Annotated in this window: 12 protein-coding genes and 1 tRNA gene; 6 read left to right on the top strand and 7 right to left on the bottom strand. The window is 38.1% G+C overall.

Annotation, left to right across the window (positions count from 1 at the left end):
* Nucleotides 1–45: 45 nt before the first annotated feature.
* Nucleotides 46–1,305 (top strand): pyridoxal phosphate-dependent aminotransferase, encoded by a 1,260-nt coding sequence (locus L2B55_RS18410; RefSeq protein WP_237847855.1) that lies wholly within the window; start codon nucleotides 46–48, stop codon nucleotides 1,303–1,305.
* A 266-nt stretch (nucleotides 1,306–1,571) separates the two neighbouring features.
* Here L2B55_RS18410 and L2B55_RS18405 read toward each other — a convergent pair whose 3' ends face one another.
* On the bottom strand, nucleotides 1,572–2,288 hold the full coding sequence (locus tag L2B55_RS18405; protein ID WP_237847853.1) for a hypothetical protein: 717 nt from the start codon (nucleotides 2,286–2,288) through the stop codon (nucleotides 1,572–1,574).
* A gap of 164 nt (nucleotides 2,289–2,452) precedes the next feature.
* On the opposite strand from L2B55_RS18405, the gene L2B55_RS18400 reads away from it, so the two are divergent.
* Entirely contained in the window at nucleotides 2,453–3,163 is a 711-nt protein-coding gene (locus L2B55_RS18400; RefSeq protein ID WP_237847851.1) for an SAM-dependent methyltransferase, read from the top strand.
* A gap of 82 nt (nucleotides 3,164–3,245) precedes the next feature.
* On the opposite strand, the gene hflX is transcribed toward L2B55_RS18400, so the two are convergent.
* From hflX to L2B55_RS18375, 5 genes are all read right to left on the bottom strand, one after another.
* Nucleotides 3,246–4,448: a GTPase HflX gene (gene hflX, locus L2B55_RS18395; RefSeq protein WP_237847849.1), complete on the bottom strand. Its 1,203-nt coding sequence runs from the start codon at nucleotides 4,446–4,448 to the stop codon at nucleotides 3,246–3,248.
* A 141-nt stretch (nucleotides 4,449–4,589) separates the two neighbouring features.
* A complete protein-coding gene (trpC, locus tag L2B55_RS18390) occupies nucleotides 4,590–5,384 on the bottom strand; it encodes an indole-3-glycerol phosphate synthase TrpC (protein WP_237847847.1) in 795 nt (264 codons plus the stop codon).
* 11 nt (nucleotides 5,385–5,395) lie between these two features.
* On the bottom strand, nucleotides 5,396–5,965 hold the full coding sequence (locus L2B55_RS18385; RefSeq protein WP_237847845.1) for an anthranilate synthase component II: 570 nt from the start codon (nucleotides 5,963–5,965) through the stop codon (nucleotides 5,396–5,398).
* A gap of 49 nt (nucleotides 5,966–6,014) precedes the next feature.
* On the bottom strand, nucleotides 6,015–7,424 hold the full coding sequence (locus tag L2B55_RS18380) for an anthranilate synthase component I family protein (RefSeq protein WP_237847842.1): 1,410 nt from the start codon (nucleotides 7,422–7,424) through the stop codon (nucleotides 6,015–6,017).
* A gap of 239 nt (nucleotides 7,425–7,663) precedes the next feature.
* Nucleotides 7,664–8,107, bottom strand: coding sequence for a cytochrome B (locus L2B55_RS18375; RefSeq protein WP_237847840.1), 444 nt, complete (start codon nucleotides 8,105–8,107; stop codon nucleotides 7,664–7,666).
* A 186-nt stretch (nucleotides 8,108–8,293) separates the two neighbouring features.
* On the opposite strand from L2B55_RS18375, the gene L2B55_RS18370 reads away from it, so the two are divergent.
* Nucleotides 8,294–11,350: an amidohydrolase family protein gene (locus tag L2B55_RS18370; protein WP_237847837.1), complete on the top strand. Its 3,057-nt coding sequence runs from the start codon at nucleotides 8,294–8,296 to the stop codon at nucleotides 11,348–11,350.
* A gap of 23 nt (nucleotides 11,351–11,373) precedes the next feature.
* A complete protein-coding gene (locus L2B55_RS18365; protein WP_237847835.1) occupies nucleotides 11,374–12,657 on the top strand; it encodes an amidohydrolase family protein in 1,284 nt (427 codons plus the stop codon).
* Between the two features lie 250 nt (nucleotides 12,658–12,907).
* Here L2B55_RS18365 and L2B55_RS18360 read toward each other — a convergent pair.
* Nucleotides 12,908–13,021 (bottom strand) — tRNA-Asp (locus tag L2B55_RS18360).
* 165 nt (nucleotides 13,022–13,186) lie between these two features.
* Here L2B55_RS18360 and L2B55_RS18355 point away from each other — a divergent pair.
* A complete protein-coding gene (locus tag L2B55_RS18355; protein ID WP_237847833.1) occupies nucleotides 13,187–13,669 on the top strand; it encodes an Lrp/AsnC ligand binding domain-containing protein in 483 nt (160 codons plus the stop codon).
* Between the two features lie 15 nt (nucleotides 13,670–13,684).
* A complete protein-coding gene (locus L2B55_RS18350) occupies nucleotides 13,685–13,954 on the top strand; it encodes a hypothetical protein (protein WP_237847830.1) in 270 nt (89 codons plus the stop codon).
* The last annotated feature ends 9 nt before the right edge of the window (nucleotides 13,955–13,963 follow it).

Raw genomic sequence — 13,963 nt, 5'->3', positions numbered from 1 at the left:
GCCACGTAAAATAGTATCTTTGGCCGTTTTTAATTTCAATAAACCATGCTTGTATCTAATTTAGCAGAGAACCTTATCGGTTCAGAAATATTAAAAATTGCGGCACAGGTAAACGCTATGAAAGCGGGAGGGGCGCAAGTGAGTAACCTTACTGTTGGGGACTTTGATCCGTCTATTTTTCCAATTCCTGAAGCATTACAAGAAGAAATTGCAATAGCTTATGCTGCAAAACATACCAACTACCCTCCAGCAGATGGTGTAATGGCTTTACGCCAATCAGTTTCAGCGTTTTTAAAAGAGCATTTAGGTTTAAGCTATTCTGCAGATAAGGAAATTATGATTGCCGGAGGTTCTCGTCCGTTAATCTATTCAACTTATTTAGCAATTGTTGATCCGGGAGATAAAATAATTTTCCCAACTCCATCATGGAACAATAATCACTACGCGTACTTAACGCAGGCTAATGCTGTAATGCTTGAAACCAAGCCTGAGCACAATTATATGCCAAGTGCCGCTGATATTGCCCCACATGTAAAGGGTGCTGTGTTATTGGCTCTATGTTCTCCACTAAATCCAACCGGAACAATGTTCTCTAAACAAGATTTAGAGGAAATTTGCGATTTAGTAATTGCTGAAAATAAATCACGTAAAGAAGGTGAAAAGCCACTATACATTATGTTTGACCAAATGTACTGGATGCTAACCTTTGGTGATCACAAACATTATGATCCGGTTTCATTACGCCCGGAGTTGAAAGATTATGTTATTTATATTGATGGAAGTTCGAAAGCTTTTGCTGCTACCGGAGTGCGTGTAGGATGGGGCTTTGGGCCAGAGTCAGTAATCTCAAAAATGAAACCTATTGTTGGTCACATGGGTGCGTGGGCTCCTAAAGCGGAACAGGTGGCTACCTCTGTATTTTTACAACAAAAAGAAGAGGTTGCAACCTATATGTCAAACTTTAAAGAAAAGGTTCAAAAGAGTCTTTCGGCCCTGCATACCGGATTTCAGCATTTAAAGAACGAAGGCTTTGATGTGGATTCCATTGAGCCGATGGGGGCTATTTATCTTACTGTAAAAGTTAACATGAAAGGAAAAACTACTCCTGAGGGTAAAGTGTTAAGTACGGCTTCAGATGTTAACTTCTATTTAATTAAAGAGGCAGGTATGGCTTTTGTTCCATTCTCTGCATTTGGTACTACAGAAGATGAGTTTTGGTTCCGCGCCTCAATCGGTGCAGCATCGTTGGCCGATATTGAAGCAGGAATTCCTCGTTTAAAAGCAGCTTTACAAAAATTATCGTAAGGTAAATTTAAAACCGAATATTAATAAGTCAAAAGCGAGAGGGCTCTTAGTTCTCTCGCTTTAATATTTGAGTGATAAATTATTTCTTTGATAGTCAGATGGTTAGTTTTTTTGTAAATAAAATGCAAGCATAGTATTTTTATAATAAGGAAAAATTTTTCTAACATTACACCATTATTGTAATACAAAATAATGTAGTACAGTCTATGAAGAAAGGAGCGTCCAACTTGATTTTAAGTTGGGCGTTTTTTTTGTGTGAAATGATTTTAGGCTGCAGTACTGATGTACTTTACCAAGCTTCTTTTGGCTATTGGCAACAGCGTCTCTTCCACAGGGAAATTCAATTCGGTTTCAACCGCATAAACCGCCGGAATTGGTAACCAGGTTCTGTTTTTAATCAAATCAACTTTTATGTTTTCAAGTGTGTTGAAAAATGTTTTAGCATACGAAACCAGGTAGGTGGTATTAATGCCTCTCAGACGTTCTTGTGCATTTTCAATTAGGGTAATCCTATATTCATATACTTTAATTTCACTGTAGTTGCCATCACAAATAAATAAATAGCCTTGGTCGTTATGAATTGGCACTAAACCTACCGGCTCAATGTTTATCTGCCGTTCTACAAATTCATAAATTTCTTTTCCTTCTGATAATGTATCGTTCATTTTGTATAATGAATAGGAGATAATGGCTTCTATCTCTTGCATCAATTTATCATCATTAATGATTTTTTCATAGGTAACCTTTAATTCTTCCCAATTGAAATCCTTGAGTCGTTCAGGAAATAATTTGCTGATCGCATTCTTACTTTCTTTGAACTCCACAAGTTTACGATAATGGTAAATAAGATCAGAAAAAGGAGGATATAGCTTATTGTTTCTGAAGTGGCTATTTATTTCCTGCAAATAGGAGAGTAAGGTGTATTTCTTCAACTCAAAATCAATTCTGCCTTCTGCAAACCAATTGTCATTTAACGTTTTCATAAACTTTGATCTTAAACTGAATATGCTCCAATAAAAAAACACAAATTTTAAGGCTGTGTTTAATTGAATTAGGGCGAAAACATTGATTATTTTTGCGCAAACTCAAATTGAACGATCAAACTTCAATTACTAAAATTTACTAAAAATTAAGTAGTTAATCAATTATGCAGAAAGGTACTTTGTTCCTGCTTCCTTGTTCATTAGGTGAAAATGTGATAGAACGGTCGATTGTTCCCGCTTTAAAGGACACAATTAATCGATTGGATGAGTTTATTGTTGAAAATGAAAAGTCGGCACGTAAATTTTTAAAAGAAGTTGGAATCAATAAGCCACAAAGTGAGTTGATTATGCACGACTATGGAAAGCACTCAAGAGATGGAGATCAGAGTCGGTTTTTGAAAGCCTTAGAGCAGGGAAAGGATGTTGGATTATTGTCGGAAGCGGGTTGTCCTGCTATAGCTGATCCGGGTAGCGATATTGTGGCTTTGGCACATCAAAAAGGGATTAAAGTAGTGCCTTTTGTGGGGCCAAGTTCGCTTTTATTAGCTTTAATGGGTTCAGGATTTAATGGGCAAGGATTTGCATTCCAAGGGTACTTGCCTATTGATAAAGGGGAGCGTTTAAGAAAACTGAAGGAACTTGAAAGTCTCTCGCAGCGACTTAAACAAACGCAGCTGTTTATTGAAACCCCATTTCGCAATAACCAATTGCTTGATGATATTTTTAAAAGCTGTCAGCCTAATACAGAGCTATGCATTGCTTGCGATTTAACACTCGATACGGAGTTTTTAAAAACTAAAACCGTTGCCCAATGGAAAGTCGAAAAGCCAGATTTACATAAACGCCCTACAGTGTTTGTTTTGTATAAAAGATAATTGAAAAAGATGAATCCCCCGGCAAATCTCTTTAGAGGAAGGGATTTGATGGGGGATTTGTCAATATTCAAATAAGATTTAGCTACTCAACTTCGTTGTCTTGATCTTCTACATAATCCATGTTATATAGCAAGCCATCATAAGGGTAACGGCTTAAATGAATGGCCTTAGCACGTTCGTAAATTTCTTTACGCAAACTGTCAATGTTGGTTCGCTCTTGCGCTGAAATAAAGATGGCGGGCGAATTGTGTTTGGCCATCCAGGTGCTTTTAAATTCTTCCAGAGACAAAGTCGTGTCACCTTCTCCTTTATAAGCATCAATTTTGTTGAATACCGTTATCATGTCCTTGTCGCGAGCGCCAAGTTCTTTTAAGGTTTCATTAACAGTGATAATGTGATCTTCAAAATTAGGGTGAGAAATATCCACCACATGAATCAGAATATCAGCCTCACGTACTTCTGCCAAAGTTGATTTAAAACACTCAACTAAATGGTGCGGAAGTTTACGAATAAATCCAACCGTATCTGAAAGCAAAAACGGCAGGTTCTGAATCACCATTTTTCGCACCGTAGTGTCGAGCGTAGCAAATAGTTTGTTTTCAGCAAAAACTTCTGATTTACTCATGAGATTCATCAGCGTTGATTTGCCTACGTTGGTATACCCCACTAAAGCAACCCGCACTAATTCGCCACGGTTTTTACGTTGTTGAGCATTTTGTTTGTCAATTTTCTCAAGTTTTTCTTTTAGCAATGAAATTTTATCGAGAATGATCCGGCGGTCAGTTTCAATCTGTGATTCACCTGGTCCGCGCATACCAATACCTCCACGTTGACGCTCCAAGTGGGTCCACATACGAGTCAAACGGGGTAATAGGTATTGATATTGAGCAAGTTCTACCTGTGTTTTTGCCTGTGCCGTTTGTGCTCGATTGGCAAAAATGTCTAAAATCATATTGCTACGGTCCAGGATTTTTACATCCTTAAACTCGCGGCCAAGGTTACGTAGTTGCGAAGGCGATAATTCATCGTCAAAGATGACTATGTCAGCCTCTTCGGCTTGTACGTACTCTACAATTTCCTGCAACTTACCACTGCCCACAAATGTTTTGGTGTCGGGGCGTTGTAATTTTTGCATAAATGACTTAATCGTTTGTGCACCGGCAGTTTCGGCTAAAAACGCTAATTCGTCAAGATATTCTCTTTCCTGCTCTTCGGTTTCATCAGGAGTAACAACTCCCACCAAAACCGCTCGTTCTATTTTCTTTGCAGTGCTATAATTTCCCATCAATCAAATTCAAGGGTGCAAATTTACGGAAAATTTATAGTTGATGGTTCATGATATATAGTTAGCAGAATGAAGCAGTGCGGCTTACCTTCTATAAGCCAAATGATTGAGGCCACAGTATTTAGGATCGTCAACTATTATCTATCTTAATGCTTTTACCGCTTCTACAAAGTTTCTGCAGGTCTCCCCTGGATTCCCTGTTTTCATAAATGTTTCTCCAATTAAAAATCCATTATAACCAACATTCTTTAAGTCAATGATGGTTTGAGGAGATGACAGAGCACTTTCTGATACCTTTAAAAACTCATTTGGAATTAGCTCTGCTAGTTCAAAAGAGGTTTGGATGTCTACGTTAAAAGTAGCCAGGTTACGGTTGTTTACGCCAATGGCATCAATATATGGGCTAATACTGCACAATAACTCGTTTTTATCATGTACTTCCAATAATACGCTCATGCCTAAGCTTTGAGCAAATGCACCCAACGATTTGAGCTCTTCAGGTTGTAGACAAGCTGCAATCAATAGAATCACATCGGATCCAATCGCTTTTGCTTCCAAAATCTGATATTCATCAACGATGAAATCTTTTCTGAGAATGGGAACTTCATTAACTCTACGGGCTTTAATCAGATTTTCGTTTGAACCGTTGAAAAAATCAACGTCGGTTAAAACTGAAAGGACTGATGCGCCAGAATTAACATAGCTTTTAGTTGTTTCAGTTACATCTGCCTCTGCATTTAAAATACCTTTTGATGGGGATTTGCGTTTAAATTCAGCTATTAACCCAATCTTTTCAGGATTGGTTAATGCGTCTTTCATCGAGTAGCAGCTACGTTCAAAAAACTCACTTTGCTCAAGTTGTTTAACAGGATTTTTTGCTTTGTTCTCAAGTATTTCTTCCCGCTTACGGGCAACTATTTTATCTAAAATGGTCATGTTTATTCAAATTACTTTCTTATCCAGTTTTCCAACATTGTTCTGCCATGTTCTGTTAACACAGATTCTGGGTGGAATTGTACCCCGCGGATGTCAAAATGACGATGACGCATGGCCATAATTGTCCCATCATCAGAAACTGCAGTCACAACTAAATCTTGAGGAAGGTTCTCATTGTCAACTGCCCATGAGTGGTAATGGCCGATGTTTACTCCTTGCGGCACATTTTTAAATATAACCTCATCAGTGTCAACAATAGTTATAGGTGATGCAATACCATGCAGTACTCTTGAAAGGTTAAAGAGCTTGGCGCCAAAAGCTTCCCCAATGGCTTGATGGCCTAAGCAAACCCCTAAAATTGGCTTTTTGCCTGCATAAGTTTTGATTAATTGGGGCATAATGCCAGCTTCTTCCGGTAAACCCGGTCCTGGAGAAAGGATGATTTTGTCGTAGTTATCAACGTCTTCCAAAGAAATTTTATCATTCCTATAAACCTCAACCTGCACCCCGCCAATTTCTTCAACCAAATGCACAAGGTTGTAAGTAAACGAATCGTAATTATCTAGAATAAGGATTTTCATACAGTGATTTACTTTGATTTAAAAGTTTAACAGATTTAAAGAGCCATTATTAGATTTCTTCTGCAAGTTCAATGGCTTTTTTCAATGCAGCCAGTTTATTGTTTACTTCCTGGCGTTCGTTAACCAAAATGGAATCAGCAACTAAGCCGGCCCCGGCTTGATAATTCAATGTATTATTCTTGCTTAAAAATGTACGGATCATAATTGCATGGTTGAAGTCGCCGTTAAAGCCTAAAAACCCAATTGCGCCACTATAAAAACCTCTGCGGCCTTTTTCATACTCATCAATTAGTTGCATGGCCCTGTATTTCGGAGCGCCCGATAATGTTCCTGCAGGAAAAGTATCGGCAACAACTTTTAATCCTGGAGTTCCATCTTTTAATTTGCCGGTAACTTCTGATACCATGTGAATTACATGCGAGTAATATTGAATTTCACAGAACTTGTCAACCTTGACATGGTCGCAGTGGCGACTTAAATCATTGCGGGCTAAATCTACCAGCATCACATGTTCTGCATTTTCCTTTGGGTCTTTTTTTAGCTCCTCTGCCAGTTCTGCATCTGCAGTGTCGTTTCCTGTGCGACGGAAAGTGCCGGCAATAGGGTGAATTGTGGCTTTCCCTTTTTTAATGCCAAGCTGTATTTCAGGAGAAGATCCGAATAGCTTGAAATTGCCGTAGTCAAAGTAAAATAAATATGGCGAAGGGTTAATGGAGCGCAAAGCCCTATACACATTAAATTCATCACCCTGAAATTGTTGCGAAAAACAGCGCGAAATAACGATCTGAAACACATCACCCCTAAATATGTTCTTTTGTGCTTTTTCCAGAACTTCCAAAAACTCTTCATCGCTGAAGTTGGATGTTTCATTATTCTTCGAGCTGAATTTATATTGAGGGAAATCCTTGTGGCGAATTAAATATTCAATCCGATCGATGCTGATATTTGTTTCTAGTTCTTTAAAACGATGGTTAAAAATGTATAACTCATTTTTGAAATGGTTAATGGCAATAACCGTTTGATAAACATGGTACAGCAAGTCGGGAGTTTGCTTTTCGTGAGCGTGAGTGTTTTTTAGTTTTATGTCCTCAAAATATTCAACTGCATCGTAATTGAAGTAGCCAAATAAACCATTGGTAATAAAATTGAACTGGCTTTGTTCGTATTCAAAGCAGTTACAAAACTGTGTTATACGTTCAACAATGTTTTCATTAGCAGAAGTAAATTTTCTTGAACTACCATCTGGATAGGTCTCCGAATAGATTCCGTTCTCAATTTTTACTTCTGACACCGGATTACAACAAATAAACGACATACTGTTCTCGCGTGTATGGTAATCGGAACTCTCGAGTAATAAGCTGTTAGGAAACTCGTCACGTAGGCGCAGGTAAATGCTAACTGGTGTAGCCGTATCAGCCAGTAGTTTTTTAAAGGTTGTGTCTGATTTGAATGTTTTCATTGCTCTTTTTCAATAGTTTAACTTTTAAAGCTATGTTCGGGTATTTGCGGATAGAGCATAAAAAAAGCTTGCCGCAGTGCGACAAGCTTAATAAAATCCTTTTTAAATGGTTATATCGTTAACTCAATAGTAAGCCTTGTCGCAATTAATTATTGCAACGCCACCAGGCAAACTTATTTGAGTTGATTTTGTTCATGTGGCCAAAAATGAAAAACGAAGTTGACGATTCCAAATAAAATTTAAAATAACTTGGTGATAATGTTGTAAGGAGCAGCAGCCAAGCTCACTAAAATCAACAATAATCCTAAGCCGTAAAACACTGCAATTTTTTTATGCTTTTCAAAACCAAGTTCAATACGCTTTGCTTTGGAGTAACCAATGGTGATTAAAGCAATGGCAATAATCATCATTAAAACGTGCTCAACCGTGAAATAACGAATAATCGGATTTTTCATGGTATCGGCTCCGAACTCAACTTTTTCACTTACAAAGTATAAAACAATACCGATTACTAATTGAAGGTGAACCGAGATCAAAGTAAATAAATTTAGTTTACGATTGCCTTCGGTGTATGGTTTGCTACTGTTATTCCAAGCGCTAACAGCCTTAACTACCGCGATAACAAGTAATATAAGCGCTATCCAGCGCATAAATGAGTGAAGATGTAATAGTCCGTTATACATAAATGTTGGATTTTTTCAGCCAAATATACGGTTATGGAATGATAGAAGTGTAGAATGATCTAACAATAGAGTTATAGCGTAAGCGAATATGAACGCTTATAGTTTCTTCGTATCTAAAAAGTGACAGATTGAATTTCGAAATTATATTTGGTTATTAATTACTTTAGGTAAAAAAAATACTGTTTTATGAAGAAAAGTTTACTCATTGCATTGTTTATAGCGAGTGTTACCGGGGCTTTGGCTCAGGAAACCTTTCCGGTAAATGGTGTTAACGACAAGCGGCCGGAGTTGTATGCTTTTACCCATGCCACCATTGTTGTAAACTCCGAAACTGTTTTGCAGAATGCAACCCTTATAATCCGTGATAAAAAGATTGAAGCGGTTGGTGCTTCAGTTCAGATACCCAAAGGAGCTGTAGTTGCTGATTTAAAGGGTCGATATATTTACCCTGCATTGGTTGAGGCTTATTCAGGTTATGGTTTGCCCGAAATAAAAGCCGACTCACGTAATTTCAGGTCTGCTCCACAGTTTTTATCCAATAAAAAGGGTGCTTATAACTGGAATGAAGCCATAGTGCCTGAGTATGCAGCTAAGAATAATTTCCAAGTTGATGAAAAAAAGGCTGCCGAATTACGCAAGCTTGGTTTTGGAGCCGCCAATGTTGTAAATCGTGATGGGATTATCCGGGGAACAGCAACATTTGTGAATCTGGCGACAGGTAAAGAAAATGAAGTAATTATAAGTGAACGAACTTCTTCAAACTATTCATTTAATAAAGGAACTTCAACTCAAGATTATCCTAGTTCTTTAATGGGAAGTATCGCCTTACTGCGTCAAACATATTATGATGCCCGATGGTATAAAGCCAACAATGGCAAGGTTGAGTATAATATCTCATTGGACGAATTGAATAAACAGCAAGACCTTACTCAGATTTTTGAAGTTGACAATTACCAGGATATTCTTCGAGCTGATAAAATTGGGGACGAGTTTGGGGTGCAATATATTTTTAAGTCGGCAGGTGATGAGTATAAGCGGATTGACAAAGTAAAGGAAGCCAAGGGAGCGCTGATTGTTCCAGTAAACTTCCCAAAAGCATTTGATGTTGAAGATCCTTTTGATGCACAACAAATTGCTCTTTCGCAATTGAAGCATTGGGAGTTAGCGCCTGGTAATCCGGCACAGCTGGAAAAAGCCGGAGTTAAATTTGCGATTACTGCTGGCGAAGGGAAGGATTTTTGGGAAAACATTCGTCAGGCTATTCAATATGGACTAAGCGAAAAGCAAGCCTTGAGAGCTTTAACTGAAGCTCCTGCTCAGTTGCTAAACGTTGCGGATAAAGTGGGGAGTCTTAAAGTTGGTATGTACGCTAATTTTCTGATCACTACTTCTGACTTATTCAAAAAAGATAACCTTATTCTGGAGAGTTGGGTTCAAGGGCAGCGGTTAATTGTTAATGACGCTTCTTTAGTTGATTTGCGAGGTGTATACGATTTGAAAATACCATCACTGCCAACATTAAAGCTAATTGCTAATGGTTCAAATCAGTTTGCCAATGAATGGACTGTTCAGTTAGATAGTGTCAAAGCTAGATTATCAGTTTCTAGGTTGAATGACATGTTCAGTCTTAATTTCTCCCTAAAAAATGCGGCTAAAGGGAATATTGCATTAACAGGTTATGTTGCACAACAATCCCCATTGCAATTAAAAGGCACTGCGGTTTTACCTAATGGCAATTCGGTTGTTTGGGTAGCTGACTGGAAAGAAGCCGGCAAAGAGTCGGCAAAGAAAGATGAACTGAAACCTGATCTCAATCTTGGGAAAATAACCTATCCGTTATTGGCATTTGGAAATACCGAACAGCCAAAAGCTGAAAAAGTACTGATTAAGAATGTCACTGTTTGGACAAATGAAAAAGAGGGTAAGCTGGAGAATACTGATGTGCTGATTGACGGAGGTAAGATTGTTCAAATTGGGAAAAACTTAAATGTTGCAGGAGTAAAGCAGGTGGATGGTACGGGAAAGCATTTAACGCCAGGTATTATTGATGAACATTCACACATTGCTATTTCACGAGGAGTAAATGAAGGTACTCAAGCCGTAACTTCTGAAGTCCGGATAGGTGATGTATTAAATGCAGATGATATCAATATTTATCGTCAGTTGGCTGGTGGGGTTACCAGTTCTCATTTATTGCATGGATCAGCTAATCCAATTGGTGGTCAAAGTCAATTGATTAAACTCCGCTGGGGTAAATCGGCAGAAGAATTGAAGTTTGAAGGATCTGATAACTTTATAAAGTTTGCATTAGGTGAAAACGTAAAACAGGCTAACTGGGGAGAGAACCAACGTTCCCGTTATCCACAAACCCGTATGGGTGTTGAACAGGTGATGACTGATGCTTTTCAGCGTGCCAAGGAATATCAGAATAAATGGGCCTCATGGAATAAAGCCAAATCTGGATTAATGCCAAGGAAGGACTTGGAATTAGATGCTTTAGTAGAAATTCTGAATCAGAAACGCCATATTACTTGTCACTCATATGTTCAGTCAGAAATTAACATGCTGATGCATGTGGCCGATTCAATGGGCTTTAAGGTAAATACCTTTACCCATATTTTGGAAGGCTACAAAGTGGCTGATAAGATGAAAGCACATGGTGCAGCGGGTTCAACCTTTTCTGATTGGTGGGCTTATAAGATGGAAGTCAGAGATGCTATTCCGTATAATGGAGCTATTATGCACAATATGGGCTTGTTGACCTCTTTCAATTCAGATGATGCAGAGATGGCCCGTCGTTTAAATCAGGAAGCAGCTAAAGCAATTAAATATGGCAATGTTTCGGAAGAAGATGCTTTGAAGTTTGTTACACTAAATCCGGCTAAGATGCTTCATGTTGATGGGAAAGTAGGAAGTATTAAAGCTGGAAAAGATGCAGACTTAGTATTATGGACCGATCATCCGCTTTCTATTTATGCTAAAGCTGAAAAAACTTTTGTTGACGGAATTGTCTATTTCGACTTAGAAAAAGATAAACAGTTGCAAACAGAAGTAAAAGCTGAGCGAGCTCGATTGATTCAAAAAATGTTGGATGCGAAATCTAAAGGCGCTAAAACTCAAAAGCCAATTCAGGAGTTTGCCTTGGAATATCACTGCGATTCAGATTTCCATTTAGGAGGTGGAGAAGGTGACGGAGAATATAATTATCACTATCAATTAGAGCATAAAGAAAACAAGCATTAATTAAAATCAAACCTGATTTTATCATGAAAAGAAAGTATTTATCAATTATATGTTGTTTTGCATCCTTAGTTGCAAATGCGCAAACACCGGCTCCGGCTCCTGTCCAAAGTAAACCAGTGGCCATTGTTGGGGCAACGGTGCATATTGGCAATGGGGAGGTTATCAATAATGCATCAGTTGTGTTTGAAAATGGAAAGATTGTTTCAGTAGGTAACGCTGCTTCTGTGACAAATGAGGCTACAATTATTGATGCTAAAGGCAAGCATGTATACCCTGGATTAATTGCTCCAAATACAACCCTGGGTTTGGTGGAAGTTGAATCTGTAAGAGCAACTATTGACGAAGCTGAAGTTGGCTATATCAATCCCAATGTCAGATCGTTAATTTCATATAATACTGATTCAGATGTACCGGCAACAGTCCGATCTAATGGGGTTTTATTGGCGCAAGTAGTGCCTCAAGGCGGACTGATTACAGGAGCATCATCGGTTGTTCAACTAGATGCGTGGAACTGGGAAGATGCAGCTTATGCTTCTGACAATGCTATTCATTTAAACTGGCCCTCAATGGCTTCAACAGGAGGGCGTCCAAATGGGCCGACCGAAGAACAGCAAAAAGAGCAACGCGAGAAAGGCCTGCAATTACTTGTTGCGTACTTTACACAAGCCAAAGCTTATGCCGAATCGAATGCTTCAAGTGTAAGAAATCCGAAGTTTGAAGCAATGAAAGGTTTGTTTAACGGTACGAAAAAACTGTTCGTTAATGCAAATTCAGCAAAGGAAATCCTGGCGGCAGTCAGTTTTAGTCGTTCCTTCGGTTTTACTCCGGTGATTGTTGGGGCGGCTGATGCATATATGCTTATTCCTTTCTTAAAAGAAAATAATGTACAGGTACTAATTGAACGTGTACATTCATTGCCAGGTCGAGAGGATGTCGATATTGACCAACCCTATAAACTTGCAAAGCAATTGGAAGATGCAGGTGTTCTTTATGGATTAAGTATGGATGGTTTCTGGCAGCAGCGTAATTTGCCATTTATGGCCGGTACCACAGTGGCTTATGGAGTGGAAAAAGAAAAGGCGTTGGCTTCAGTAACACTTAATACTGCAAAAATTTTGGGTATTGATAAAAAAACAGGAAGTATTGAAGTTGGAAAGGATGCTAACTTGTTATTGGTTAATGGTGATTTGCTTGATATGAAGAGCAGTAACATAGAGCAAGCATTTATACAGGGTCGTCAAATTGATTTGAATAACAAACAAAAACAATTAATGCGTAAATTTTCTGATAAGTATAATTTGAAATAATTGCCTATAAGTTTATAATGAGAACGTCGTGTCTAATGGTGCGACGTTATTTTTTTATATCAGTTATTCAGGAAGTGTTAATAGAGGCGCAGTTTTAAGGCCTTTTTTTAAGAAAATGATAATTTTTGTTGCATAAATCAAATAAAAATTGCTACAATAGTAGATTATTTGCAATAAGGCTTATTAAACCAAAAACCCTGTCGGGGAGACAGGGTGTTTTAGTACCAATCAATAAACCTTATGAAGTTTGCTGTAGGGGAAGGAGTCGAACCTTCACGGAGCGGTTAGCCAAGCCAAGGCTTGATTTTCCGGACTCTCCGCCACCGAGACAAGGAGGTGTGTCTGCCAATTTCACCACCCTACATTATGTTTAAGAACCTTCGGCTTAAGTTTGGTTTAAACTTCTTTGCCGTTGTTGTTGATACAAATATAGAGTAAACATTAATTTGTTGCAAATATTTTATAAAAAAACTTTAAAATTTACTATATTTATAAATAAGAATTAGAATCGGTATTAAAATAAAAATTTATGTTTGAAAAGAAGCTCCAAATTTTACAAGTTGATAAACTCGATTTACAGATCTTGTCAATGTTGATGAATGACGCCACAATTCCCTATACCGACATTGCAAAAGAGTTGATCATTTCAGGAGGTACCGTACACGTACGTATGAAAAAGTTGCAGGAAATGGGCATTGTTACAGGCTCTAATTTAATTGTTAATCCGCAGCGTATCGGCTTTGATGTGTGTGCTTTCTTGGGTATTTATCTTGAGAAAGGCTCACAGTATCATGAAGCAGTTAAAATTTTGGAAAGTGTGAAAGAAGTTGTTGAATTGCACTATACAACAGGCTTGTGGAGTATGTTTGCCAAAATCATTTGTCGTGATACGGCTCATTTACGCGAAGTGTTGAATGAAAAAATTCAGGTTATTCCTGGTATTCAACGTACAGAGACATTTATCTCATTGGAAGAGAGCATTAAGCGCCAAATAACTTTACTTGATAACTAGGCGTTCACAACAATTATGAATAGACTTTTTGTATTCGGAGCATTAGCTCTGCTAGTGATTTCATGTACTGCAAATTCGGATGATAAAAAAGACTTTTCATCCATAAAGCAAGGGATGAAAAAGGATGAAGTTGTTAAACTGGTTGGTAAGCCTGAAAAGGAGACCAATTTAGTGATGGTTGAAATGTGGAAATATCCAAATCACGGTAAAATTGTAGTGCTCAATAGTGATACTGTGGTTCAGGTTTTAGCCGACTCTGTAAATGCCAATTCTGCTAAACAATAGGTAGGTAGA

This window comes from Solitalea lacus, from assembly GCF_022014595.1.
GTDB classification, from domain to species: Bacteria; Bacteroidota; Bacteroidia; order Sphingobacteriales; family Sphingobacteriaceae; genus Solitalea; species Solitalea lacus.
This window is presented reverse-complemented; position numbering and strand designations above follow the sequence as displayed.